At 63.4% G+C, this 24,980-nt stretch carries 19 protein-coding genes; 8 read left to right on the forward strand and 11 right to left on the reverse strand.

The window, feature by feature from the left end; genetic code table 11:
• Positions 1 to 4 precede the first annotated feature (4 nt).
• Together AC4D14_RS00240 and torT are read right to left on the reverse strand one after the other, a co-directional pair.
• On the reverse strand, positions 5 to 1,519 hold the full coding sequence (locus AC4D14_RS00240; protein ID WP_490899564.1) for a sugar ABC transporter ATP-binding protein: 1,515 nt from the start codon (positions 1,517 to 1,519) through the stop codon (positions 5 to 7).
• Positions 1,520 to 1,586: 67 nt separating this feature from the next.
• Complete coding sequence (gene torT, locus AC4D14_RS00245; RefSeq protein ID WP_490899565.1) at positions 1,587 to 2,840, reverse strand: TMAO reductase system periplasmic protein TorT; 1,254 nt, start codon at positions 2,838 to 2,840, stop codon at positions 1,587 to 1,589.
• Between the two features lie 598 nt (positions 2,841 to 3,438).
• Here torT and AC4D14_RS00250 point away from each other — a divergent pair.
• Complete coding sequence (locus AC4D14_RS00250; RefSeq protein ID WP_490900458.1) at positions 3,439 to 4,092, forward strand: GntR family transcriptional regulator; 654 nt, start codon at positions 3,439 to 3,441, stop codon at positions 4,090 to 4,092.
• A 285-nt stretch (positions 4,093 to 4,377) separates the two neighbouring features.
• Here AC4D14_RS00250 and AC4D14_RS00255 read toward each other — a convergent pair whose 3' ends face one another.
• Positions 4,378 to 5,868: an NAD-dependent succinate-semialdehyde dehydrogenase gene (locus AC4D14_RS00255; protein WP_490899566.1), complete on the reverse strand. Its 1,491-nt coding sequence runs from the start codon at positions 5,866 to 5,868 to the stop codon at positions 4,378 to 4,380.
• Between the two features lie 107 nt (positions 5,869 to 5,975).
• Positions 5,976 to 7,247 carry an aspartate aminotransferase family protein gene (locus AC4D14_RS00260; RefSeq protein WP_490899567.1) on the reverse strand — a complete coding sequence of 424 codons (1,272 nt, stop codon included), beginning with the start codon at positions 7,245 to 7,247 and terminating at the stop codon, positions 5,976 to 5,978.
• Between the two features lie 995 nt (positions 7,248 to 8,242).
• Here AC4D14_RS00260 and AC4D14_RS00265 point away from each other — a divergent pair.
• On the forward strand, positions 8,243 to 9,448 hold the full coding sequence (locus AC4D14_RS00265; RefSeq protein ID WP_490899568.1) for a low temperature requirement protein A: 1,206 nt from the start codon (positions 8,243 to 8,245) through the stop codon (positions 9,446 to 9,448).
• A 294-nt stretch (positions 9,449 to 9,742) separates the two neighbouring features.
• Here AC4D14_RS00265 and AC4D14_RS00270 read toward each other — a convergent pair whose 3' ends face one another.
• The 5 genes from AC4D14_RS00270 to AC4D14_RS00290 form a co-directional block, all read right to left on the reverse strand.
• Positions 9,743 to 10,186 (reverse strand): DoxX family protein, encoded by a 444-nt coding sequence (locus AC4D14_RS00270; RefSeq protein WP_490899569.1) that lies wholly within the window; start codon positions 10,184 to 10,186, stop codon positions 9,743 to 9,745.
• 262 nt (positions 10,187 to 10,448) lie between these two features.
• A complete protein-coding gene (locus tag AC4D14_RS00275) occupies positions 10,449 to 10,940 on the reverse strand; it encodes a hypothetical protein (RefSeq protein WP_490899570.1) in 492 nt (163 codons plus the stop codon).
• 116 nt (positions 10,941 to 11,056) lie between these two features.
• On the reverse strand, positions 11,057 to 11,491 hold the full coding sequence (locus AC4D14_RS00280; RefSeq protein ID WP_490899571.1) for a hypothetical protein: 435 nt from the start codon (positions 11,489 to 11,491) through the stop codon (positions 11,057 to 11,059).
• 160 nt (positions 11,492 to 11,651) lie between these two features.
• Complete coding sequence (locus AC4D14_RS00285) at positions 11,652 to 12,137, reverse strand: hypothetical protein (RefSeq protein ID WP_490899572.1); 486 nt, start codon at positions 12,135 to 12,137, stop codon at positions 11,652 to 11,654.
• A 372-nt stretch (positions 12,138 to 12,509) separates the two neighbouring features.
• Complete coding sequence (locus AC4D14_RS00290) at positions 12,510 to 13,247, reverse strand: LysE family translocator (RefSeq protein ID WP_490899573.1); 738 nt, start codon at positions 13,245 to 13,247, stop codon at positions 12,510 to 12,512.
• Positions 13,248 to 13,454: 207 nt separating this feature from the next.
• Between AC4D14_RS00290 and AC4D14_RS00295 the strand changes: the two genes are divergently transcribed.
• Positions 13,455 to 14,348: a LysR family transcriptional regulator gene (locus AC4D14_RS00295; RefSeq protein WP_490899574.1), complete on the forward strand. Its 894-nt coding sequence runs from the start codon at positions 13,455 to 13,457 to the stop codon at positions 14,346 to 14,348.
• Between the two features lie 174 nt (positions 14,349 to 14,522).
• Complete coding sequence (locus tag AC4D14_RS00300; RefSeq protein WP_490899575.1) at positions 14,523 to 14,975, forward strand: hypothetical protein; 453 nt, start codon at positions 14,523 to 14,525, stop codon at positions 14,973 to 14,975.
• A 57-nt stretch (positions 14,976 to 15,032) separates the two neighbouring features.
• On the opposite strand, the gene AC4D14_RS00305 is transcribed toward AC4D14_RS00300, so the two are convergent.
• On the reverse strand, positions 15,033 to 17,021 hold the full coding sequence (locus tag AC4D14_RS00305) for a DUF6541 family protein (RefSeq protein ID WP_490899576.1): 1,989 nt from the start codon (positions 17,019 to 17,021) through the stop codon (positions 15,033 to 15,035).
• A gap of 513 nt (positions 17,022 to 17,534) precedes the next feature.
• Here AC4D14_RS00305 and AC4D14_RS00310 point away from each other — a divergent pair.
• The 3 genes from AC4D14_RS00310 to AC4D14_RS00320 all read left to right on the forward strand — a co-directional run bounded on the left by AC4D14_RS00310 (position 17,535) and on the right by AC4D14_RS00320 (position 22,075).
• A complete protein-coding gene (locus tag AC4D14_RS00310; RefSeq protein WP_490899577.1) occupies positions 17,535 to 19,328 on the forward strand; it encodes an ABC transporter family substrate-binding protein in 1,794 nt (597 codons plus the stop codon).
• 174 nt (positions 19,329 to 19,502) lie between these two features.
• Entirely contained in the window at positions 19,503 to 21,044 is a 1,542-nt protein-coding gene (locus AC4D14_RS00315) for an ABC transporter permease (protein WP_490899578.1), read from the forward strand.
• Entirely contained in the window at positions 21,041 to 22,075 is a 1,035-nt protein-coding gene (locus AC4D14_RS00320) for an ABC transporter permease (RefSeq protein WP_490899579.1), read from the forward strand. Before AC4D14_RS00315 ends, AC4D14_RS00320 begins: the two co-directional genes overlap by 4 nt.
• Positions 22,076 to 22,092: 17 nt before the next feature.
• Here the strand turns inward: AC4D14_RS00320 and AC4D14_RS00325 are convergent, their stop codons facing one another.
• On the reverse strand, positions 22,093 to 22,719 hold the full coding sequence (locus tag AC4D14_RS00325; protein ID WP_490899580.1) for a PH domain-containing protein: 627 nt from the start codon (positions 22,717 to 22,719) through the stop codon (positions 22,093 to 22,095).
• A gap of 101 nt (positions 22,720 to 22,820) precedes the next feature.
• On the opposite strand from AC4D14_RS00325, the gene AC4D14_RS00330 reads away from it, so the two are divergent.
• Positions 22,821 to 24,635: an ABC transporter ATP-binding protein gene (locus AC4D14_RS00330; protein ID WP_490899581.1), complete on the forward strand. Its 1,815-nt coding sequence runs from the start codon at positions 22,821 to 22,823 to the stop codon at positions 24,633 to 24,635.
• The last annotated feature ends 345 nt before the right edge of the window (positions 24,636 to 24,980 follow it).

Consider the following 24,980-nt stretch of genomic DNA (forward strand, 5'->3'; position numbering starts at 1 on the left):
AGTCCTATGCTGCCGCGCCTGCTGCATGCCCGAAGGCACCAGCAACTACGGCTTCGTTCGTGATCTGGTTCCCAACGAGCTCGATCTGCACCCGCCCTCCGTTCATCACATAGACCCGGTCGGCGAGTCCTACGACCTCCTCGAGATCAGAAGAGATCATCAGGACGCCGGCGCCATCGCGGCACAGTTGGCGCAGGTTGGCGTAAATCTCCTGGCGGGCCCCCACATCCACCCCGGATGTAGGTTCGGCTACTACGAAAACCTTGCGCTCTCGGGTCAGGGCACGGGCCAGAACGACCTTTTGTTGATTGCCGCCCGACAGAGCCCGGACCTCTGCTGTGACGGACCGCGGCCGGATGTCCAGCCGCTTGGCCAAAGCCTGGGCCAGGACCCGGATTCTTGATCCGTAAATCAACCCAAGAGTGCTGTACTTCTTCGCTCGGTTGACTTCAAGCGCAATGTTTTCCTGGACGCTGAGATCGAGCGCGAGAGCTTCCCGCCTGCGGTCCTCCGGCATGAAACCGATACCCGACTGAATCATGTCTCGAGGATTCGGTCGGGTATATTTTTTGCCTCCAACCAATACGTGCCCGCTTGAAAGGGGCAGTAGGCCGAGGATGGCCTTGGCGAGTTCGCTTTTCCCCGAGCCCACGAGGCCGGCCACAGCGACAATTTCGCCCTGGCAGACCCGCAGGGATGCGTGAGCGACCTTGCCGTCGGCTGTCGACAGATCTTCGACCTCCAGCAGCGGTGGGCCGTTCGTTTCCGCCTTATCCGGGTAAACAGCTGCCAGTTCACGGCCGACCATGTCATTTATCAGCCTCTCCTCGGAAAACTCGTCGAGAGTATTGGTCGAGATGAACCGGCCGTCCCGCATTACCGTCACCCGGTCACCCAGGCGCCGGACTTCCTCCATCCGGTGGGTGATATAGAGAAGCGCCCACCCCTCGTCCCGGAGCCGGTCAATGATCTTGAACAGCCTGTCGGCTTCCCGCTCACTAATCGCAGCAGTGGGCTCATCGAGAAGGAGGATGCCGGGAGTTCCCAGGAGTCCTTTCGTGATCTCAACAAGCTGCTGCTCGGCCCTGGGCAGCGAACCACACTCCACCTCCGGATCTATCGTGCCCCCGAGCTGTCCGATTTTTTCCCGGGCGATGGCCCTCATTTTTGCGTTGTCGACGAGACCGAGCTTTTTCAGCTCGCGGCCAAGGAACAGATTCTCGGTCACCGACAGCGTTGGAGCTAAGCTGAAATCCTGCAGGACGACGTTGATGCCGAGTTTCCGGGCACGGGCCGGCGAATGGTGGACAACTTCGGTACCCCGAACCGTGATCGTCCCACTGTCGGGTTGGTAGTTGCCAAGGAGAATGTTGACGAGAGTCGATTTCCCCGCGCCATTTTCGCCCAGCAGGATGTGGACTTCGCCGGGGTAGAGGTCGAGGGACATGCCGGTAAGCGCCTTTACGGCTCCGAACGTCTTGACGATGTCCTTGAGGGAAACGACCGGTTCCTGTTCCAAACCTGCCTCACTTTCTTCCCATGCCGGCGGTCCACCGAGGGCACTGCAGCTTAGCTTCGCCGCCGCATCAGCTCTCGGGTGTCCAGCTCGTCACCGTCTTAAAGTCCCGGGGCGCAAACATCTCGGTGTACGGCACGTCGGCGGCATTCTCCTGGGTGATCATCATGGGCACCGGTCCGGAGGTGGGCGCCTGCAGCTCCTCACCTTCAAGCATGCGGACTGCTTGATCGACCGCCATACGCCCCTGAATTGTTGTGTAATCCGTCGGGGACCCTACGGCGTCGCCAGCCACAACAGCGTCGTAAACAGGCGGGATGATATCGAAGGCGTAGACATCGATTTCTCCCGTCTTGTTGGCGTTGCGGACGGCATTCACGCCCGCTTCGGCCGCAATGTCCACTCCCACGATGTGGGTGATATCCGGGTGAATTTTGAGGGTGTCCTCGATCAAGTTCTGCTGGATTTCCAAGCCGGGATCAGCGCGGCGCATCTCCGCGATCTCCACTTTGGTTCCTTCGATCGTGTCCTCGAAACCCTTAACCGCGGCGTCCGACCATCCGGCGCCCTCGGGTCCAGGGAAGAAGCCTACGCTTGCGGGCGACCCCGCAGTGTCCTCGATGATGTACTCGGCCGTCGTCACCGCAAGATCATGGAAGCTCACCAGTGCGTGGGAAAAGAGCGGGTTTTCCTCGGACTCCGGGCAATCGGTTCCATTGATGAAATCCACGACGGGAATCTTCTTCTCTAGGGCGGCGGCAACTTGAGGGCAAACACCCGTAGCGTTGATGGCGCCTAGAATAATGGCGTCATAACCACCGTTAATACAGTCCTGCATCTGGCTTAACTGCCTGTCGAGGTTGGTGTAACCTCCGGCTTCAAACATGCTGTATTCGAGGTTATCCCTCTGCGCTTCGATCAGCGTTCCGTAGTTCGTTGCGGCCCAGTATGAGTCCTTCATATGCGGGAACAGCACGCAGAGCTTCCATTGCTCGGAAACCTTGTCTCGTGCAATGGGAGTGTATTCCGATTCGGTAGTCTGGCCGTCCGCGGCAGTGTGGATGGCCGGCGCGGTCCAATCCTGTGCCGACCCGGCGTCAGTGGTCTCGCTAGTCTGGCCGTTCTCGGAGCCTCCCATTGCCCCGCATCCGGTTGCCGCTAAGGTCGCCGCCAGCGCAAGCGCTCCAATGGTATTGGCTTTCCTATTCAGCTTCATGTGTCTCTCCCAGTTAGCCGAAGGCCGCGCCGCAGATGCCATCCGGTCGATTGCCTTTTGTACACAATCTGCAGCGGTGCTGTCAGCATAGCCCGTGAGTTGGGTCACATCAACATTTTTCTATGCTGCTTGCGCGTCTCTTTTTGGCCTCAGTAGGTACAGCAGTGCGGTGCCCATCAGAGCGTGTCGCCTAGCCGGATCGGGGTCAGGTGCACCGAGAAGCGGCCCGGGTCGGGGTGACCATGTAGCTGCTGTAGCAAGTATGCGGATGAGTTCGCTGTTGACGGTGAGTCGGTGATGGGTATGACCGGTTCTGCAGGGCCTGCCAACGTCACATCCTGGTCACGGGGCGGTGTCCCCGGAAGGCGCGCCAGGCCGCGATTTTTATCCCATGCGGGAACGTCGACACGAACGGGGAAACGAATCATCTCCTAGGATCCCATACTGGGGATGGTGTTCCCGCGCGATATTCCTACGGGTGTGCCGTCGGGAAGATGGCCACCGACTGCTGTGCGAGTGGGAAGCCCCTTGCGCACCGCACCAGGAACCGGCTCCCTTGGCGCCCCGTCCCACGCCAGTTTTGGGCTACCAGCCACGGAGTAAACTGTGAAATTGTCGACTTAAGACATATGACATGGACAGCGCAGGTTACTCAGCTCAACCAGCAATTGTTGGTGAAGCTCATTGCAGCAAGGGTGGAAACAGGATGAAAAGGGGAGTGCTGGACCCGATTGTGCAGGAGTCTACGCCGGCCATTATCGCCCGTCGGATCCGTGATGCAATTGCCCGAGGTGATTTCGCTCCGGGCATCCAACTCGGCGAAGCCGAGCTTGCTAAAGAACTGGGAGTCAGCCGGGGGCCCCTGCGGGAGGCCATGCAGCGGCTCACCCAGGAAGGGCTCCTCATCAGTTACCGGAACAGGGGTCTCTTTGTCGTCAGCATGGACGAGGACGACTTCCGGGATGTGTACTTGGCCCGAACCGCGGTCGAAGCAGCCGCCATCCGCCGTGTGGCCAGCACAAACCCGGAGGGCAACGCGGCCCAGCTAATGAAAGCCGTGCATGCCATGGAGGATGCGGCGGAAAGCCCCAACGGCGAAGCTATGACCGAAGCGGACATGAGCTTCCATGCCCTCTTGGTTGAGCTCGCCGGCAGCCCGCGGCTGAAGAAGATGCACGACACTCTCCTGACGGAGACGCGGATGTGCCTCAACGCCCTCAAAAGTACGTACGCTACGGCTGACAAGCGCATCGCCGAGCATAAAGGCATCGCTGAAGCCATCTCCAAGAGAGATTCAGACCTCGCCGAGAAGCTTATGGCCGAGCACATGGAAGACGCACTGATGCGGCTGATTCCTTAGTTTCCCTGGGCTTCCTGACGATTCCTGCGAGGGCCGCCAAGCCTCGAGCCGTGTCGTCTTTGAGGCACAAAAACCTGCCCGCCGGAGGAGATGCACGCTGGAGCAGAAGGTAGTTCCACCCGGCGTCGAACCGGCGTGGGAGTGTGAGTCTTCCTCACGTTTACGCCAGCGCTCCCTCACTTTCCAGATATCCTGCGGGAAAGTGAGGAAGCCATTAGCTGGAGTGGCGTGGTGAGAGTAGGTTGGTGCGCGGAAAATAACGGAAGGTAGGGGAAGGCTCAATCCCTAGACCCGCGGGATGGCCATGTACTTGATCTCCAAGAATTCATCCAAGCCCACGCGTCCGCCTTCGCGGCCCAGTCCGGAGGCCTTGATGCCACCGAACGGCGCCGCTGGGTTGGAAACGATGCCTGTGTTAAGGCCAACCATGCCCGACTCCAGATCCTCGCCGACGCGGAAGGCACGGTCCAGGTCCTGGGTGAACACATAGCTGGCAAGGCCCCAAGGGGTATCGTTCGCCAGCCGCACCACCTCCTCTTCGGTGTCGAAGGGGATGACGGGCGCCACCGGACCGAAGATTTCTTCGCTCATCAGCGCGGCGTCGGGGCTGACCTCGGAAAGCACTGTTGGGGAGTAGAAGTAGCCGCTGCCCTCCGGGCGGGAGCCGCCGCAAACCACATTGGCGCCCTTGGAGACGGCGTCATCTACGAGCTCCTGGACCTTGTTAAGCGCCTTTTCCTCCACGAGGGGGCCGACATCCGTGCCGCTCACTGCGCCGTCACCGACCTTCAGGGCGCTCAGTCGCTGTGCGAGACGGACGGAGAAGTCAGCGGCCACGGAGCGTTGGACGAAAATTCGGTTGGCGGCCGTGCAGGCTTCACCCATGTTCCGCATCTTCGCAGCGAAGGCGCCCTCAACGGCGCGGTCCAAGTCCGCGTCCTCAAAAACAATCAGAGGAGCGTTCCCGCCCAATTCCATTGAAGAACGCATGACGTTTTTGGCAGCCTGTTCCAATAAGCGGATGCCGACGCCGGTAGACCCGGTGAAGCTAACCTTTCGGGCAATGCCGCTTTCCATCCATGGGGTAACCACGTCGGAGGCTTTGGAGGTCGTGATCACGTTCAGAACACCCTTCGGCAGGCCAGCCTCTGCCAGGACGTCCGCCAGTGCCAGCGAAGACAGTGGAGTGAGGTTGGCAGGCTTGAAGACCATGGTGCAGCCGGCCGCTATGGCAGGGCCGATTTTCCGGGTGCCCATTGCCAGCGGAAAGTTCCACGGCGTCACCAAGACGCAGGGCCCAACGGGTTCCTTCGAGACGAGGATGCGGTTCTTGCCGTCGCCGGTGGTGGTCAGGTCTCCGTCGATGCGGACGGCTTCCTCTGAAAACCAGCGGAAGAACTCGGCGGCGTACGCCACCTCGCCTTTGGACTCGGCAAAGGGCTTGCCCATCTCCGTTGTCATAATCAAAGCCAGTTCGTCTTGGCGGGCCATGATCAGGTCGAAGGCGCGACGCAGGATTTCGCTGCGCTCCCGGGGAGGGGTTTTAGCCCACTGTTTCTGGACCCGGCCGGCGGTTTCGATCGCACGGCGTGCGTCTTCGGGGCCCCCGTCAGCCACGCTGGCAATGACTTCCTCGGTGGCAGGATTAATGACATCGAACCGGGCACCGGAAGATGCTTCGGTCCACTCTCCGTCAATGTAGAGGTTCTTGCTGACGTTTGCGACGGCTTTGAGCGCCTCTTGCGAAGTTCGGGAGGAGGCTGGCTGAATGCTCATGGGTGATCCTTTTCTTGTTTGGAAGGGGACCGGCATCCGGTGCGCCTGTTCGGCGGGTGCCCGTTGCTGGGCCTGCAGGGGAGCGAACAGCATCCGTCATGGTGAACTCAATATTTCGCGGAAACGGCCGCCGTGACGGTGGCGATGGCGTCTTCGAAGCGTTTGAGGCCGGTGGAGATTTCTTCGGCGGTGACGATAAGGGCGGGGATGAGACGGACGACGTTGCCTGCGGGGCCGCACGTGAGGGTGAGCAGGCCGTGGTTCGTGGTGGCCTGTTGGACTGCTGCTGCGGTGGCGGCGTCGGGGCGGCCGTCTTCGGTGGTGAATTCAATGCCTTGCATCAGGCCCTTGCCGCGGACGTCGCCAATGACGGGGAAGCGGGCTTGAGTTTCTTTGAGTCCGGCCTGGAGCTGCTCGCCGCGGATCCGTGAGTTCTCCACCAACCCTTCGTCACGGATGACGTCGAGGGTGGCGACGCCAGCGGCGGCAGCGACCGCATTCCCGCCGTAGGTTCCGCCCTGGGACCCGGGCCAGCCCTTGGACATCAGTTCGGAGGAGGCGGCGATTGCGGAAATCGGAAAACCGGAGGCGATACCCTTGGCGGTGATCAGGATGTCCGGGGTGGCGGTGGAGTACTGGTGTCCCCAGAACTTGCCCATGCGGCCCACGCCTGTCTGGACTTCATCGAAGATCAGCTGGATGCCGTGCCGGTCGGCCCGTTCGCGCAGTCCCTCCTGGAAAGCTGCCGGGGTGGGCAGGTACCCACCCTCACCGAGGGCCGGTTCGATCAGGAATGCTGCAGTATCGTCGGGCGCGGTGCGGGTCTGGAGCAGGTAGTCCAGTTCCTTCAAGGCGAATTCCACTGCTGCCCCCTCATCCCAGCCGTACCGGTAGGCATACGGGAAGACTGACATGTGCACCCCCGACATCAGCGGGGAGAACCCTGCGGAGAACTTCGTTCCGGCAGTGGTCAGCGACGCCGCCGCAACCGTCCGACCATGGAAACCGCCCTGGAACACTACAATGTTTGGCCGACCCGTGGCCATCCTGGCCAAACGCATCGCAGCCTCAACCGCCTCTGATCCGGAATTGGCGTAGAACAACGAATCCATGTCTTCGGGCAGTACCTCACCAAGCTTCTCGGTCAGCGCCAGCAAAGGCTTGTGCATCACCGTGGTGTACTGCGCGTGGATGATCTTCCCGACCTGATCGCGGGCAGCCTCCACTACCCGCGGATGGCAATGACCCGTGCTCGTCACACCGATGCCGGTCGTGAAATCAAGATACGACTTTCCATCAGTAGCGTGTAGCCAGCTGCCGAGGGCGTGATCAACCACCAGTGGGGTCGCTTGCTTCAGAAGTGGGCTAAGGGAAGTCATGTGTCCCATGGTGCGGGCCCGATTATCTTATTGTCAACAATTGCATGGTGTGAAGCGGCGCGTCTTTGACGCCGCAGTTCGCAGTTCGGGGCAGACCCCGGCCAGGACTTCGGCCCTTCATTCCAGCGGCCGGGACCAGGCGATGACGTCCTCGAGGTTTCGGGGGACGGGAACGCGCTCGCTGTCGGGCCAGGGGGTGATCTGCTCCGGCGGTGGGATGTCCGGTACGGATCGACTCCAAGGAATCCGGACTGTTGCGAGAAGCCTTTACCGTCGCTCGCCAATCCGCTCACTGACCTTTGCGCTGGGCAGGACGTAAGCCGGGTCTACATCGAGCACCTCAGCGGCGGCAGCGGACGAGATGGTGTACCAAGGGGAGGTCATAGGGGCCCTGTCCGTCACCGCTTCGACGTCGGCTAAAAATTCCGTGGACCAAATCCGCACGGTGCTCGGCAAGAGGACGATGTCGTAACCGCGCTGCATGTATGGCACGAACGCCACCAAGACCCCGTCGTCATAAAGTTCGAATCGTCCACTAAGGGGATCGTCCTTCGGACTGCCGTGAGAGCGTCCCCGTGGCTCCTTGCGTAACCCCTGATGTGGCGCGTGACTCGCGGGTGGTTGAGCTGAGATTTTGGTCATGGTGTTCAACTGCTCCGTCAGCACGCGGGTCACAGTGATGCCCTGCGCCCTTGAACGGTTAGGCCGTCGTTATGGTCGAGCAGCACGCTGAGCGGTAACAGGAGTTCCACCGGCCTCGTTCCTTCTTCTATGGTTCGCGCGGCGGTTTTGTCCACGCACTGCTCTGACCGGTGACACCTGCGATCTGTGACTGTGGTGAACCCGGGGAATGGTTGTCGCGTAGCGGCATTCGCTGATTGGCACGAGGGTTTTGCACTTCGCCTGCCGGATCCTACTGTGGAATGGCATGCTGCCCGTCCGACCATCGCATACCTAGGACTCCAATGCCGTCCTCCACGCCCAGACCCTCCCTCATGCGTTCACGCTCGAACGCTGAGTCGCACCGGGTGTCATTTGTCGAGTTGTTCTTCGACCTCGTCTTCGTCTTCGCCATCACACAGATCGCCCACGGGCTCATCGACCACCCAGACGGCGGAACATTCGCCCGGACCCTCGTGCTGACGATGGCCATGTGGTGGGTGTGGGTATACACGACCTGGTCGATGAACTGGTTGAGTCCTGAGCGGTCGCTGATCCGGGTGGTGCTCATCGCCGCGATGCTGATAGTCCTGCTGATGTCCAGCGCCATACCGGAGGCATTCGACGAAGGTCAGGGGCTGATCTTCGCGCTGGGCTACGTATGCCTGCAACTCGGCCGCGCAATCTTTGTGGCTGCCGCATTACGTCATCATGATGCGGTGGTGAGCCTCAACTACATCCGAACGTCGATCTGGTTCGCAATGTCGGGCGTGTTCTGGATCCTCGGCGGCCTCGCTCCATCCGAGGAACGCCTGTACTTCTGGGCCGCGGCAATCGCGATCGACCTGCTGGCACCCCTGCTCCGCTACGGGCTGCCGGTTCTGGGATCGACAGCGCCGTCCGCATGGACCGTCTCCGGGGAGTACATGGCCGAACGCACGGGACTTTTCATCATTGTGGTCCTGGGGGAATCGATCATCGTCACGGGCACTGCATTCGGCGAGCTCGAGGGCAATCCGACGCAGGTGAGCGCCTTCCTCTCGGCTTTCGCAAGTACTGTCCTGATGTGGCTGCTGTACTTCGCCCACGACGAGAGCCGGGGCCGGCGCTTCATCAACGCGTCCCGGAACTCGGGCATGGTCGCCCGATCGGCTTACACCTATGCCCCCGTGGTCCTCGTGCTCGGTCTAGTCCTCACTGCAGTCGCAGATGAACTCGTCCTGCTTCATCCCGGCGACAACATAGGAACTGAGGACCAGTACATCCCGACGAACCTGCTGATTTGGACGGCATCATCCGTCTATCTGCTCGGCAACCTCCTGTTCAAACGAGCCATCGGCAGGCCGTGGTTGGCATCCCATATCGCCGGAATCCTCGCGCTCGCCGGCCTCTTCGCCGCCTCGAACGCCCTTACGCCGCTGGCCATGAATTGGGCCAGCAACGCCGTGCTGCTGGCAGTCATCGTGTGGGACTACCGCACCCGGTCCCGCGGCGAGAGCAACAGGCATGAGAACCAAGACGACTCCGCCACCATCGACTAGACGTCTCGGCCGGACTTGGGGAATGCGGGTGATTAAGAGGAGTCTCGAGAGGTCTTCGCGGCCGCCCGCAAGGCATTCCCGATTCCCGGCGCTGGGGCTTTCAAAGCCATTATTCCGCCGTCGTAACTGGCGGCGGACCTCCTCAACAACCCGGCCGGCACCACGAAGCGGCTGCTCGACAACTCCTGCTCCATACAGCCGGGTTTTCGGAGACATGCCGGCCTCCTTAGGCGGCTGGACATTGAAGGAGCCGGGAAAAATCTCCCGGCTCCTTCAATGTGGTTCAGGGACGGTTCAGGCGGACACCTTCACGCGGGTGTTCCGCGTGGCGATGGCGCGGTCCGCCGACAGAGGGCCGGCCCCGGCCAGGGCAAAGAACAGAGCGGCCGCCCCAAGCAGCAGCACGAGTTCGATGCCGCCCTCGGCGACGAAAAAGCCGGCAGAGAGGTGAACGAGTACGAGGGCGCCGAGTGCAATGAGCACCTGAAGGGCGGCGACAACGCGGGTCCCCAGGCCGACGATGAGCAGAATACCGCCAACGAGTTCGACGGCGGCGGCGAAAGGGGCGGCGATGACGGCCAGCGGGATGCCCATCTCGGAGAAGGCCGCCTGGGTGCCGGCGATGGTCCACTCATTGACCTTCTGCCAGCCGTGCAGAGCGAAGGTAAGGCCAAGGACGACGCGGAGGATGATTTGCCCGAGGGCAGCTGAAGATTTGGGGAGGGGAGAGAAAACCATACTAATGACCCTAACAACGAAATAGTTGAACCTTTTACTGATCGTGTCATCCCGTGAGATACATCATGTGAAGGCGTTCCGCTCGGGTGCTTCTGGAGCCCAGCCGGGACCGACTCATGTGGGCGAAGGTCCCCAGCGCATGGTGGCCTGACCACCGCCGGTGGGCCTTGATTGCTCGGAACGCCGCCGTCAGCAGGACCGGCCCGGGCCAGCCAGCGGCCGGTATGAACGGACGGTGCCCTGACGCGCAGAGTTGGACGGGTTAGCGCGTGATGGTGAGCGGCTTGACCGGCTCTGCGCAGGATGCCCGTTCCAGTTTCACGGTTCCTTGTGCGCGGTTGTTCCTGCCGGTGTCGTCGCACCAGTCAACATCGTGCGGCATCGCGGTAACGGCAGCTTCTCCAGCCGCCATCTGGGCCGGGACAGGGAAGGTGTAGGTGAATGCGCCGGCATCGGTCATGGGCGCCGTCGTGTTGATCACCTCCGCACCTTGCTCATCGGTGACGATCACCTGGATCTGGGCGTTCTCTCCGTAGCGGGGGTTGCAGTCGGCCCCGGGCGCCTCGACCGTGACCAGATCTCCCGGACCGGCCGTGGTGGGAGTGACAGAGTACTCGGGCGGGAAGCATGGCGGTTCAGCGAACAAATCGGAGGAGCATCCACTGGCGGCGGCGAACAGCGCAGACCCCACCATGAAGGCACCCACGAACCGCCCCTCGACCGTTCTGACGGAATACCTCGAAGGGAACTTCATGACCCCATTGTGGGTGCCGGTTGCGCGAAGTTCCCCTACGGCTGGAATTCGTTCCCGTAACGTTGCGTTGCCAGCCGACGTGGCGGACGCCCCACTGCCCCGCAGGGCCGCAGGGTTCACAGGCTGGAGGCCACCTGTTTGTTCGCGGGCCGAACCGCATTGATTGGACGTGTGAGGGGCAGCGCGATGGTGAAGGCCAGTGAGGTGGCGAGGAGACCTGCCAAGCCCAGCAGCATGAGGAGGAAGCCGCCGATATCTGCAACGGCTGCCTGTGGAGTGCGGAATGAGAAGAGGTAGATTCCGTTGGCTATGAGCATTGGCACTCCGGCGATCCCAAGGAGGATGGCGCCGAGTTTCAGCTGCGTGGGTCGGCACCTTGTTTTCCGGCCCGCCAAGACGAAGGCGATCGGGACGCTCACGCATACGACGGCCGAACCGATATGCGAGACCGTGAACAGGTTCAGCTGTCCGAACTGAGTCCAGAGGTATCCGCAGAGGAACGACAGCACCAGGGCGATCAGGCCGGGCAACGCGCGAAGAAGGGCAGTCATGAATCACTGTCGCACACTCCAAGGAGCCTGTCCCGGCGCTACGCCCATGTGCGGCTTTCCGTTTGAAAGCCGCTTTCTCAACCGGGGCTTTCACGGTTCCGGCAGGGGTGCTTCATGGGCAGTACGGAACCCAGCAGCGTCCACCGGTGAGCCGGCGGCCTCACTCCGGCAGATAGGGCCGATACGGGTCCAGGGTGCCATCGACCACCGGCACGAGGAGGTCGACCGTACCTTCACTGGTTTCGGCGGTCAGCGTCGTCCGTGCACCCGGGGCGTCCCCGGCGCTGTGCAGCAGCGTCGGGTTCGTATCCAAGGGAAGGCTGCCCTGCCCCGGCACGACGACGATCCTTTGCTCGTCTGCGTCGCTGATGGTGACCTCAACCGGCGTCTCTGAGTTGTTCTCCAAGGTGCCCAGGATCCGGGCGGGGCCACCCTCTGCGGCGGTGACGAGAAGGACGCTGCGCAGGTCCACCGCTCCCACGCTCTTGTCATCACCCACCGCCGTCGAGTTCCAGTTGTCCTCGCCCCCGGTGGCACAGGCAGTGAGTGCGAGTGCTGCACCGGCGAGGACCCCTGCCAGCACGGCGGCGCGGGGTCGACGGGGCCGAGTGGGCGGTCGGTCAGGTGGGTTCGAGATGGGGTGCACGGCTGCTCCTCGAGGACTTTCGGTTCCGCTTACGTCCTTCGACCGTATGCAGGTCCGGGCCAGCAGGGGAATGGGCGAGACCTGACCGCAACACCATTCAAAGGCTCCATCCAGAAACTGCACAGCAGGCGTGCAGGCTCCATACCGCGCCTGTCGGCATGCTGAAACCAGTCGCCGTCACCGGTCAATCTCGTCCGAGACAGACCGCACGACGCCTTGCTCGCGCAGCGGGTTGACCGTGCTCAGCACATCGACGGTTATCGGCCAAGCCAGTCAGCGTGCCACAAGGGACAGCATGGGAGGTCTCTCTTGGGGCGAGTGTCTGCCGTCCGCGCGAACATCGTTGTCGGTTGAAGCGAACATCATGGTCGGTTAAAGCAGTGCGGTAAGGACGGGAATGGTGGTCATGAGCCCGAGTGCGATGAAGACCAGGCCGGAGACGCGCTGGATCCCTTGGGTGACGGTGGGGCGGTTGAGCCAGGTACCGGCGGTGTGTGCCCCTAGGGCGACGATGACGAGGTACCCGCCGATAACTGCTGCTACGGTGCCGCCGATCACTGCCACAACGTAGAGGGGGCCCGCGCTGGTGGGTGTGAACTGCGGTATGAGGGCGAGGAAGAACAGCCCTGTTTTTGGATTGGTGAGGCAGCACAACACTCCTGCACTGAAGGCTGACCAGCCGGTCGGCATGGCGCCCCGTGGCTGAAGGTCAGCGGCAGGGGTGTCAGCGGGGTCTTCCGCAATGAGGGTATTGGTGCGTGGTCCCTGCGCTCCGATAGCGATGCCTGTCGTTGCCGTTGCCGGCGTCGTGGCTGTGGTCCGGGTGCGGATGTGCGCCGTGAGGGCGCGGTAGCCGAGGTAGAAGAGGTAGGCACCTCCGAGTACGCGAAGGATGTGGAAGGTCACGGGCGAGTCCTGGAGGAAGGCTGCGACACCGGCAGCGACCAGGGCTGCCCACACGAAGATTCCTGATGCGGTACCAAGGGCTGCAAAAAGTCCAGCGCTCCGCCTACGCAGGGCGTGCTGCAGGGTCAGCAGGGTGTCCGGTCCTGGGGTGATGGCGAGGATGACGGCTACGCCGAGAAGGGCGAGGTAGTTCGATGCGTTCACGGGAGCGGCCTTTCGGGGGCAGCGTCGAGCAAGCATGCCGGCGACGATGACGCCATTCTGCCTCTCGAGCAGAGGTGTTTAGTGCGGAAGAAGGGGGTGTGGAGACGTACGGTAGCCGCACCCTCATGTCCACCATGACAGGCCCACAATGTGTGGCACAAGCAAGTAATCCCTTTGGATTGGTAGTTATCGCCGTACGATAAATGAATGCTGGATCCTCATAAGCTCGTCATTCTCCGCGCCGTTATATCTGCCGGCTCTGTCCATGGTGCTGCGGCAGGGTTGCATCTCACACCCGCGACGGTGAGCCAGCACCTGCGCGTCTTGGCCCGGCAGACCGGGCTGGTTCTCTTCGAGAAGAGCGGCCGTGGCATCGAGGCCACGCCGGCCGCGCTTCATCTGGCGGAGGAAAGCAGCCGGGCGCTTGCTGATCTGGAGCGCCTTGAGCGGACGGTGGCAGACCTTCGGGTTGGAAGGGCGGAGCGGATTACATTCTCATGCTTCGCATCGGTCGCTCAGGCGTGGATGCCGCATGTCGTCGGCGTCCTGCGGACCGTCTCACCCGGGACCGTGGTGGAGATCAGCATCAACGAACTGCACCCGGGCGGTGGGCGCCGACAGCCGGACATCGAGATCCGCAACGAAGCACTCGATGCGGATCCCCTCACTGTCGAGGGCTACCAGCGGCATGTATTGGCCGAGGAAGAACTGCGGCTGGTCCTGCCGGTGGACCACCCCTTGTGCTCTCAGGACGTGGTGGACATGGTCCAGTTGCGTGACGAAGCATGGATCGACCACGACATCCACGACGGGCCAACCGGCCGTATTATTGCCCGGGCCTGCACGACAGCCGGCTTTTCTCCGCGGTACGTCGCCCGCCTCGATGACCATCATGCGGCCCTCAGCCTTGCTGCTGCCGGCCTCGGAGTTACTGTCCTGCCCCCGATTGCCCTGACAGGGATGCCCGATAGTCTCGCCGTCCGGCCCCTCACCGGGCCTACCGTCGGTCGCCGCATCGTCGCTTTCACCCGCACCCACCCCGTCAGGGCCCGCCTCATTCACACCGCACTCACGGCACTCCGTGAAGCCGCGACGCCCTGAACTACTTCGAGTTCCCAGCCATTCGCTCGAAATGGAACCTTGAGTACTGGCTTAGGGGTGCGTCTGCGGGGAGGGAAACGACTTGCTCGGCTCGGGCCCGGCGGGGGTCCTGTATTTCGAGTTCGGGTTCGCGGGCGGTGCCACAGACCTGGGGACCGACTAACCGATCCGGGGATGAGCATGGGAAAGGCGCCGATCGCGGTTCCTTCAGCGATAACGGCAGCGACGGCACTTGCAGCCCTGATCCTGCTGGGTTCAACAGGCACGGCTACTGCAGCCGACGTGTGGGGATCCACGAACATCGCCCATTTCTTCGTTATTTGTTGGCTGCTCCTGCTGGTATGTGGGCTTGGAACCGTTCGGTGGGGCCATTCGATCGGCAGGTCGTGGTCGGCGCGGTCATCATGGATCGGCTATCCGACCGCCGCAGCAATTGCATTCCATCTCCTTGTTTGGATATCCCTCGGCGTATTCCTAGGCCATGCCTCCTATCAGGAGGAGGTGGGCGGCGCCGATGCCAGTGTTTGGCCCGTGCTGGTGCTGGCGCTGGCTCTATCCGGTCTCACCGCCGCCGCGGGAGCAATTTCCACCCGCCTCGCCCTAATTGAAAGGGCTTCAAGGACCTAGGCGCGTCAAGGACCCAGGCGCGAATGCGGACGACGGGACGCTCGCGGCCCGCCCACTTCAGGGGGAGGGGGCGCAGTCCTTGAGCCTGTAAACGCCGGCGTGCCCTACCTCATGGACCAGCTCGAACGATCCCGAGATGGCCGCCCGGCTGACCCCCGGGTATCGGAGCTTCCCCGGGATGTCCGCCGCGGAAATCAGGTCGTCCCCGAAATCGAGAAGATACTCGACGCCGAGCCGTTGGGCAGCGGCGCATACGGCATCAGCGGTTCCGATCTCGTCGAGACGCCGCCGGAGCAGGTCGCGGTCCTCGTCCAGGGCCGCCATCGACATGTAGGGGTAGACCATCCGGCGGTCCGACAGTGCCTCGGCCAGAGCCGAACCGTTCCACGGGTTGCTGATCACCAGGGCGTCGGCCGGCACATGGCGGTCAAGCTCCCGCAGGAGGGCCAGTTCGTCACGGTCCAGCTGCTTTTCGCGGTGGGGGGTGTTGGGCACGCGGAAGGCATCGCCGAGGTTGCCGGTCATCTGCCACAGGGTGACCGATGAAGCGGCGACGACGGAGCCGAGCACCACCGCAGCCACGGGAGCCCTCAGCCAGGACCGCGAGAAGCGCTCGGAGACCCGTTTAAGCACCATCGCGGTGCCGACGGCGGCCAGCGGCACGCCGAACATCGGCGCGAGGGCGGCAATCCGGTCGGGGTTGCCGTACCACGGCGCGATCAGCAGGTTCGCGAGCCGGCTTTCGGAGCCGATGGCGAAGGCATAGGTGACGGCGGTGAGCACGACGGTGGCGACCAGCCACCCGCGGTGCTCGTGACGGGTCAGCCGGTAGAGCCCGAGCACCACCAGAATGGTGAGGACAAGCGGCGGGGTGATCGTGGGGGAGGGCCAGTTCGTGAATCCCCGCAGGAGGGCTTCGTAGAAGGGCATGCCCTGGGGGTGTTTCCACCCGAAGAGCCTCATGAACGTCGGGTTGGAGAGCAGCAGCGCGCCGAGCACCGCGGCAGACACCAGGACCGAGCCCAGGCGTTTCAGCCCGGAGGCGCGGGATCGGCGGAAGCCCTCCCTGAACCACCGCATAACCATGAGCACAATGAGCGGAGTCAGCAGGAACACCAGCGAGAAGACCGCGTTGGGTTGCGAAAGCGCGAGGCCGGGCAGGTAGAGCACGAACTGCACGACGGCAGCGGTGAGCGCCAGGGCCGGTTCCCGGCCCTGCCGGAGCAGGATCAGGGCCAGAGCGAGGCCGCCGGGCAGCAGCGCGTTCGCCAGGAAATTCGGGTAGACCGATCCGTAGTACAGAAGCAGGTACGGGAAGGCGGAGAACCCGGCGGCCAAGACGCCCGCCGCTGCGAGGACTCCGGGGACCGGGCCGACCAGCGTGCGCGTGAGGAACAGAACGTTCAGCGGCCAGACGACGGCGGCGGTGAGGATCCAGACGAGGTTCGTTGCCGCGGGGATGCTCGCCCCGGACAGTTGGATCACCAGGCTCACGACGTCGTGCCAGGCTGCCGGGTAGAAGGATCCGCCCGCTGTGGGACGCACATAGGCGTTGATCGCGAAGGATGAAGCGTCGCCGTCGACCAGAATGTAGCGGACGGCGTTGAGGTGGAAGACGGTGTCGTAGTTCTGGGTGATGCTCTCAAGGCCGCCGGCCGCAATGGCGAACCTCAGGGTCACGAGCACCGCGGCTGCGGCTACTCCAGCCAGCCCCCACCGCAGGGCCGTGCCTTCCAGTCCACCCGAGGTCCGTGCCAGGGTCTGCGGTGCCGGTTCCCCGGCCACCGCCGGTAGGAGCCTGCGAAGGATTCCCAGCACCACCAGGACCACAGCCAGTCCGGCTGCTGGAACCCACCAGCCCCAGCTCATACCAAGCCACGGCCCCACGATGGCGCTGACACTGACAATCGACACTGAGAGTGCCGGGGTGAGTGCGGAAAAGGCGAAGCCGCGAACGCGCAGCATTCGAAGGATGGCGGCACCAGGGAGGGTGAGAATCACCGCCGCTGCAAGCAGAGCCAGTGCGGCTTCGGCGGGAGAGGTCACGCCGCAAGCTTAGCGGCAGCGGATTGATTCCCCGCACCAGGATGGTCCCGGGGAACTGCCTGCCCGAAGGAACTAGCGCCTGCCCGCTCCTGCCGCCACAGGGGCGGACACCCGTCCGGGACGCGGGATACCTGCCTGGGCGCCGTCCGGTACGAGGATGAGGCAGGCGGGAGCCCGTCCGATCCCCATACCGGACGGGCCCGATGCCACCGCCATGAGCGTTGTGAGACCTATATGGCGGCCCAGACCACACTAATGCCCGGGCCTGAATCAGACAACGCCCCCGGAGTCTCCCCGTGAGCTCCGCCGGCCCGGGCGCCGCCGTGGCCGGCGTCCTGCTTTGGTTGCATCTCGGTAACAACCGCAGCGCCGCAATTGAATCGATACCCGCTAGTAACCGTCGGCTACTAGGCTTCTGCTCATGTGAGGGGCGCCACCCCACAATATGGCGCGTGGCCCGCCATGTAAGACCACATGGGGGGCTGAATCCACACCAATAAAATAGGAGGCGGAATGCGTTTCGGACGTATTTCCAAAGCGGTGAGTGTCGCGGCTGCCGCTGCACTTGCTCTTAGCGCGTGCGCTGCCAATACCGGTGCCGAAAACACCGAAGGCACTGACGGAGAACAAACCGGCGGCGAAATCCGAGTTGTTGAAGTGAACGCGTTCAGTTCATTCAACAACGGAACCTCGGAAGGCAATGTCGATATCAACGGCAATATTGCCTACATCACGCATTCCGGCTTCAACTACATCAACAATGAACTTGAAGTGGTCCCCAACACCGATTTCGGAACCCTCGATGTGGTTTCCGAAGATCCATTGACCGTGAAGTACACGATCAATGAGGACGTCAAGTGGTCCGACGGCGAACCGGTCGATGCGGGTGACATGCTCCTGGCGTGGGCCGTCGGTTCCGGACACTTCAACGACGCGAAAACCGACGACGCCGGCGAGGTGACGTCGGGAACCAACTACTTCGACTACGCGGGCGACACCAGCGGACTTGCCCTCACCGACGTTCCCGAGATCGGCGACGACGGCCGGTCGATGACGCTCACGTACTCAGAGCCGTTCGCCGACTACGAAGTGGCCTTCGGCACGATGACGGAGGGCGGCATCGGGATGCCCGCCCACGTCGTCGCTACGAATGCCGGGCTCGCCGACGAAGACGCGCTCATCGAACTGATCCAGACGGAGCCCAAGGGCGATCCGGAGAACCCGCAGGACCGCCCGGAGCTGAAGGCTGTCGCAGACTTCTGGAACACCGGCTTCGACACCAAGTCACTGCCGTCCGACCCCTCGCTGTTCCTCTCGAACGGCCCGTTCATCGTGTCGGCCATGACCCCGGACCAGAGCATGACCCTTGTACGCAACGAGGACTACACCTGGGGGCCAATGCCCAAGGTCGACGAGATCACCATCCGCTACATCGGCGAGGCTCCTGCCCAGGTGCAGGCCCTGCAGAACGGCGAGGTCGACATCATCGCGCCGCAGGCATCGGCCGACACCGCCGAGCAGCTCGAAGCCCTCGAAGGCATCCAGGTCCTGCGGGGCAATGAACTGTCCTACGACCACCTCGACCTGAACTTCACGGGAGTCTTCAAGGAAGAGAACGTGCGCGAAGCGTTCATGAAGACGGTGCCGCGGACCCAGATCGTCGACTCGATCATCAAGAAGCTGAACCCCGAGGCCACTCCGCTGAACTCGCAGCTGTTCCTGGCCGACCAGGAAGGGTACGAGGAATCGGCCGAGAACAACGGGTCGGAAGAGTACAACGAGGTCGACATCGAAGGCGCCAAGGAACTCCTCGACGGGGCAACCCCCGAGGTGCGCATCATGTACAACCGGGACAACCCGAACCGTCTTGACGCTTACACGCTGATCGCCGAATCAGCGACGCAGGCCGGATTCAAGATCGTCGACGGCGGGCTCGGAGCCTCTGACTGGTCAGCGGCCCTGGGCAACGGCACGTACGACGCAACGATCTTCGGTTGGATCAACAACGGTGTTTCGGTCTCGGGCGTGCCCCAGATCTTCAAGACCGACGCGGGCTCGAACTTCAACACGTTCTCAAGCCCCGAAGCCGACAAGCTCATGGACCAGCTCATCGTCGAGACCGACCCTGCCGTCCAGCAGGATCTGCAGATCCAGATCGACAAGCTGATCTGGGACTCCAAGTACGGGCTGCCGCTGTTCCAGCTGCCCGGAATCAACGCCCATACCGACAACATCAAGGGCCCCGTGTACATGCCGAACCAGACCGGCATCTGGTGGAACTTCTGGGATTGGGAAGTCACCTCGTAGTTTCGGTCGACCTCGTCACCGAATCCTGAAAGGTGCCGGAACCGCGTCAACCGGTTCCGGCACCTTTCGCATTTCCCCGCCCCCGGTCCACATAATTCCGGACACTGTGCGCTTGGATTAGAATTCAGCGATAGCCCGGAAAATCGGCGACACAGATATTGAGGCCTCGTCAGCATGGTCACCTACATCGTTCGGCGTCTTATAACAGCGCTCCTCATCCTGTTCGGCGCCTCATTCCTCGTCTACCTGCTCACGGCGGCGTCCGGGGATCCACTGGAGGAACTGCGCGCCAGCAACGCCCCCAACCGGGAGCAGCTCATCCAGGCGCGCACCGAACTGCTCGACCTCAACACGCCGGCCCCCCTGCGGTATTTCGGCTGGCTCTCCGGCGCGGTGCAGTGCGTTGTGCCGTTCCTTGGGAACTGCGACCTCGGGCGGAGCATCCAGGGCGAAGCCGTGACCGACGCGCTGATGCGGGCAACGGGCAACACAATCCTCCTTGTCACAACCGCGACGATCCTCGCGATCGTCATCGGAATCTCCCTGGGCATCATCACCGCCCTCCGGCAGTACAGCGGGCTGGACTACGGCGTGACCTTCATGTCCTTCCTGTTCTTCTCCCTTCCCATTTTCTGGCTCGCGGTGCTGCTCAAGGAGTTCGGCGCCATCGGCTTCAACAATTTCCTTCGCGACCCGGACATTCCCGCTTCGAGCATCGTTGTGCTTGCCGTTGTCAGCGGCGTGATCTGGATGCTGTTCGCCGGAGGCTCGGCCAAGCGCAAAGCCGTGGCCTTCGCGCTCGGGGCACTGGCCGCGGCAGCGTTCTTCTCCGTCCTCAACCTCGTCGACTGGTTCACCAACCCCGGCCTGGGACCGGTGGTGATCCTCGTATCCGGTGTGGCGCTGGCCTACGGAATCACACTGCTCACGGCGGGCCTCAAGAACCGCCGGGCGCTCGGCTCGGCGATGATTATGGTGGCGCTCGGGCTCGTCGCCTACTACGTGGTGAATCCAGTGCTCGGCGCGGCAACCATCTGGCTGATGCTCGGGCTCGGCGTCCTCACCGTCCTTGTGGGAATCGGCGTCGGCTATGCGATGGGCGGCTACGACCGCGGCCAGAGCATGCGCGCCGCGGCCTTGACCGGACTGCTCATGGGCGGGCTCATCGTCCTCGACCGGTTCATGGTCACCTGGCCCTCCTACGTCGACAATTCACGCGTGCGCGGTCGGCCGATCGCCACGATCGGCGCGTCGACCCCCGGGCTGGAGGGCAACTTCTGGATCGAAGGGCTGGACAGCTTCACCCACCTGCTGCTTCCCACGCTGGCCCTGCTGCTGGCCTCGCTAGCGAGCTACAGCCGCTACTCGCGGGCGTCGATGCTCGAAATCATGAACATGGACTACATCCGCACCGCCCGCGCCAAGGGCCTCTCCGAGCGCGTCGTCGTGATGCGCCACGCGTTCCGCAACGCCCTGATCCCGCTGGCAACCCTGGTGGCCTTCGATATCGGGGCGCTGATCGGCGGCGCCGTCATCACCGAACAGGTGTTTGCGTTCTCCGGCATGGGCCAGCTCTTCGTCCAGGCCCTCCACCGGACCGACCCCAACCCGATCATGGGATTCTTCCTGGTGGTCGGCATCCTCGCGCTCCTGTTCAACCTCATTGCAGACCTCGTCTACTCGGTCCTTGACCCACGCGTAAGGGTGAAAGCATGACTATCCAGGATTCGTCCGAAACCCCACGCGGCGAAGTAGGCCCTTCGCCCCGGGAGACGGGGCCGGTTGCCGATCCCGAGCTGAAGGGCATGTCGCAGGGCCAGATCGTCCGCAGGCGGTTCTTCGACAACACCGCAGCGATCATCAGCCTTGTCGTGTTCGCCCTGATCTTCATCCTGGCGTTCACCTCCCTGGGCTTTGCAGGGATCCCAGGGTGGTGGAAGTACAACCACACACAGTTCCTGCCCGTCGTCGGCGGCGGAGCCCCAACCGTCACCGGACCCTTCAGCTGGGGCGACCATCCCTTCGGCCAGGACGCCATCGGCCGCGACTACTTCGCGATGACCATGCGGGGCGCGCAGAACTCGATCATCATCATGTTCCTGACCGGAGCCATTGCGGGCTTCGTCGGCGTGGTTGTTGGAGCCTGCTCCGGGTACTTCAGGGGCATGACCGAAGCGGTGCTGATGCGCTTCACCGACATCGTCATTATCATCCCCCTCATCGTCCTCGCAGCGGTGCTGGGCCGCACCGTCGGGGGCGGTCTCACCGGCGGAGCGGCCGTCTACTTCCTCGGGATCTTCCTCGGCCTTGTCGCGTGGACGGGCATGGCGCGGCTCGTGCGCGGGGAGTTCCTTTCCCTGCGCGAACGCGAGTTCGTCGATGCCGCCAAGATCGCCGGTGCGTCGAACGCGCGGATCATCTTCAAGCACATCCTGCCCAACGCCGTCGGCGTCATCATCGTGAACACCACGCTGCTGATGTCCGCGGCCATCCTGCTCGAGACGGCCCTCAGCTTCCTCGGATTCGGCGTCCGCGCCCCGGATGTGTCGCTTGGCCTGATCATCAGCCAGAACCAGGAAGCGTTCCAGACGCGCCCCTGGCTGTTCTGGTTTCCCGGGATCTTCATCGTGCTCATCTGCCTGACAATCAACTTCATCGGTGACGGCCTCCGCGATGCCTTCGACCCCCGGCAGAAGAAGTTCAACGCGCGCAAGGCCAAGGAATCAAGCCCCGCCGTGGACGCATGAGCGCGGTTCCGCGCCCGTCAGCGCACGCCCGCCGCGGCGGCACCGGCGATCAGGAGCACACCGACGAGGATCGGCGCTGCGTTGATGCGCTTGGCAACGACGGCGGAATCGGTGGCGTCGATGTCGATGATGCCCTCGGCAAGAAGCTTCTCCCACTGGGATCGAACGAGGTAGGCGGCATGGCCGGAGTCGGTGTGCTTCAGGTCGCCGGGCCTGACCGAACCGCCGGGACCGTAGCTCGTTCCCGGGAGGTTGGTCAGGTGCTCGGGCTTGCCCGCGTGGGTGCCCCAGACACCGGGAGCGGGTGCGGCCCACGCGGTGAACGACGCGCTCGGAGTCACAAGTTTCAGGGCGTACTTTGTATCGACGTGGATCAGTGCCGGCCAGGGCACCTGCACGGTGCTCAGCGGGTTGCGCAGGGTCACCCCGGAATTGTCGAGGATGACGCACGGGTACCAGAACAGCCACCACGCCACATAAGCGAAGGCTGCAAGCGGCACGACCGAGCCGAGTCCGGCCGATCCTTCGAAGGCGAGCACCGACGCGATGCCCACCGCGGAGATCGCGAAGGCCAGCCCGGTGAACCAGAGGCTGGTGCGGGCCTTGAAGACTGTAGCGCCGGAGGTGCTGCGGGGGCTGCTCATCGCTCTATAGTTTCAGGATTTCGCTCAGGCGGGTCAATCAAGCAATGCCGGGTGGATCGCCGGGGATACCCGGTGGGCGCCATATTGAAGGGAAGTGCATCATGACGGCCAACATCATCGGCAGTGCCGACGACTCCGCCACCGGCACGCGCGGGCCGGTCCTCGAGGTCCGTAACCTCTGTGTCGACTTCGGCGTTGACAAGAAATGGGTGCCCGCCGCCAAGAACCTGAACTACCACGTGAACGCCGGCGAGGTCCTGGCAATCGTCGGTGAATCCGGGTCGGGCAAGAGCGCGAGCTCGATGTCGCTGCTCGGGCTGCTTCCCTCGAACAGCAGGGTCACCGGGGAGGTGATCCTCAACGGGAAGTCGGTCCTGACGATGTCTCCCGCCCAGCTGCGTGAGGTGCGCGGCCGCGACGTCGCCGTGATTTTCCAGGAACCCATGACCGCACTGAACCCCGTTTACACTGTGGGTTTCCAGATCGTGGAGACCCTCCGCCTGCACCGCCAGATATCCCCCGACGACGCAAAGGCGCGCGCCCTGCAGCTGCTCGCCATGGTTGAGCTTCCGGACCCCGAGAAGGCGTTCCGTTCCTACCCCCACCAGCTTTCCGGAGGGCAGCGCCAGCGGGCAATGATCGCGCAGTCCCTCTCCTGCGACCCACGGCTGCTCATCGCCGACGAACCGACAACAGCGCTCGACGTCACGGTGCAGGCCGAAATCCTCGACCTGATGCGCAACCTGCGCACCAAGCTCGACAGCGCCATCGTGCTCATCACCCATGACATGGGCGTCGTGGCCGACCTGGCCGACCGGATCGCCGTCATGCGCAAGGGTGAGATCGTCGAGACCGGGACCGCCGCCCAGATCTTCGGGAACCCGCAGCACGAATACACCCGCGCGCTGCTTGCGGCCGTCCCGCACCTGGGGCAGGGCGCCGGCGGCGACGTCGACATCACTGCCGCACTTGCCGCGGCGACGCACGCGGAGCTCGACGGGGTTGACCACGACGAGCTCGTCCGCCGGGAGCGGGAAGTGCTGGCAGGGCTCGAGGAGGAACTGGACAACCCGGTGGGCGCGGAGCCGGTCCTGTCCTTGAAGGATGTGGCCATCGAGTACCCGAAGCAGGGCCGGGTCCCCGCGTTCCGCGCGGTCGAAGGGGCGAACCTCGTTGTCTATCCCGGACAGGTGATCGGTCTGGTGGGGGAGTCGGGCTCGGGGAAGACCACGATCGGCCGCGCGGCTGTCGGACTGCTTCCCGTGGCCGAGGGCACCCTGACCGTCGTGGGCACCAATATCAGCGCCATGAAACCGACGTCGAAGGAACTTGCGGCAGTACGCCGGCACATCGGCATGGTTTTCCAGGATCCCGCCTCATCCCTGAATCCGCGGCTGCCGATCGGTGAAAGCATCGGCGAGCCGATGCTGCTTGCGGGCGAGGCGAAGGGCGCCGAACTGCAGAAGCGGATCGAGGTGCTCCTTGACCAGGTCGAACTGCCGCGTAGCTACCGCAACCGGTATCCCCACGAACTCTCGGGCGGCCAGAAGCAGCGCGTGGGCATCGCCCGGGCGCTGTCGCTGAGGCCGAAGCTCATGGTCGCCGACGAGCCGACGTCGGCACTCGACGTGTCGGTCCAGGCGAGGGTGCTCGAGCTCTTCCAGAACCTGCAGCGCGAACTCGGGTTCGCATGCCTCTTCGTCACCCACGACCTCGCGGTGGTCGACGTGCTCGCCGACCACATCTGCGTGATGAGGCGCGGCCGGATCGTTGAACAGGGAACCAGGGACCAGATCCTGCGCAGTCCACAGGACCCTTATACCCAGCGGCTGCTGGCGGCGGTTCCCCTTCCCGACCCCGAACAGCAGCGGGAGCGCCGGGAGCTGCGCGCAAGGCTTCTGGCGTCGTCGGACTAGCCGCCCGCGCCGGCCTACTACAGGGCCCTCGGGCCCTGCCGGCGACCCCTGCGGGAAGTGTTATCGCTCACGGAAATGCCCCGGGGCACAGCACGGGGCCCGCCGCCACGGCGCGTTACCAAAACGTTACCTTCCGGCGGAGGGAACTGCTCCAGCGTTGAAACCCCGGGGTTGGGGCCGCCTTCCTGTGACCGGGCTGGGAGTCGTCCAGCGCGCCGCACCTCTTTTTGTTGCGTTGCACAATCATTTCGGGCATATGATTTCCCGGTGTGAGTTGGCTCATGCGTACCAACCAAGCCAGCAGTCCCGGATGTAACATGCTCTGGGTCGATACCTACAACTAGG

This window comes from Arthrobacter sp. TJ-254 (assembly GCF_058269175.1).

Excerpts from the sequence above, each read along its gene's own strand:
- AC4D14_RS00300 (WP_490899575.1), top strand. The coding sequence starts at position 14,523 with ATGAGCATGGGAAAGGCGCCGATCGCGGTTCCTTCAGCGATAACGGCA.
- AC4D14_RS00255 (WP_490899566.1), bottom strand. The coding sequence starts at position 5,868 with ATGAGCATTCAGCCAGCCTCCTCCCGAACTTCGCAAGAGGCGCTCAAA.
- AC4D14_RS00280 (WP_490899571.1), bottom strand. The coding sequence starts at position 11,491 with ATGACTGCCCTTCTTCGCGCGTTGCCCGGCCTGATCGCCCTGGTGCTG.
- AC4D14_RS00330 (WP_490899581.1), top strand. The coding sequence starts at position 22,821 with ATGACGGCCAACATCATCGGCAGTGCCGACGACTCCGCCACCGGCACG.
- AC4D14_RS00325 (WP_490899580.1), bottom strand. The coding sequence starts at position 22,719 with ATGAGCAGCCCCCGCAGCACCTCCGGCGCTACAGTCTTCAAGGCCCGC.
- AC4D14_RS00250 (WP_490900458.1), top strand. The coding sequence starts at position 3,439 with ATGAAAAGGGGAGTGCTGGACCCGATTGTGCAGGAGTCTACGCCGGCC.
- AC4D14_RS00315 (WP_490899578.1), top strand. The coding sequence starts at position 19,503 with ATGGTCACCTACATCGTTCGGCGTCTTATAACAGCGCTCCTCATCCTG.
- AC4D14_RS00265 (WP_490899568.1), top strand. The coding sequence starts at position 8,243 with ATGCGTTCACGCTCGAACGCTGAGTCGCACCGGGTGTCATTTGTCGAG.
- AC4D14_RS00275 (WP_490899570.1), bottom strand. The coding sequence starts at position 10,940 with ATGAAGTTCCCTTCGAGGTATTCCGTCAGAACGGTCGAGGGGCGGTTC.
- AC4D14_RS00270 (WP_490899569.1), bottom strand. The coding sequence starts at position 10,186 with ATGGTTTTCTCTCCCCTCCCCAAATCTTCAGCTGCCCTCGGGCAAATC.
- AC4D14_RS00295 (WP_490899574.1), top strand. The coding sequence starts at position 13,455 with ATGCTGGATCCTCATAAGCTCGTCATTCTCCGCGCCGTTATATCTGCC.
- AC4D14_RS00310 (WP_490899577.1), top strand. The coding sequence starts at position 17,535 with ATGCGTTTCGGACGTATTTCCAAAGCGGTGAGTGTCGCGGCTGCCGCT.
- AC4D14_RS00320 (WP_490899579.1), top strand. The coding sequence starts at position 21,041 with ATGACTATCCAGGATTCGTCCGAAACCCCACGCGGCGAAGTAGGCCCT.
- AC4D14_RS00260 (WP_490899567.1), bottom strand. The coding sequence starts at position 7,247 with ATGACTTCCCTTAGCCCACTTCTGAAGCAAGCGACCCCACTGGTGGTT.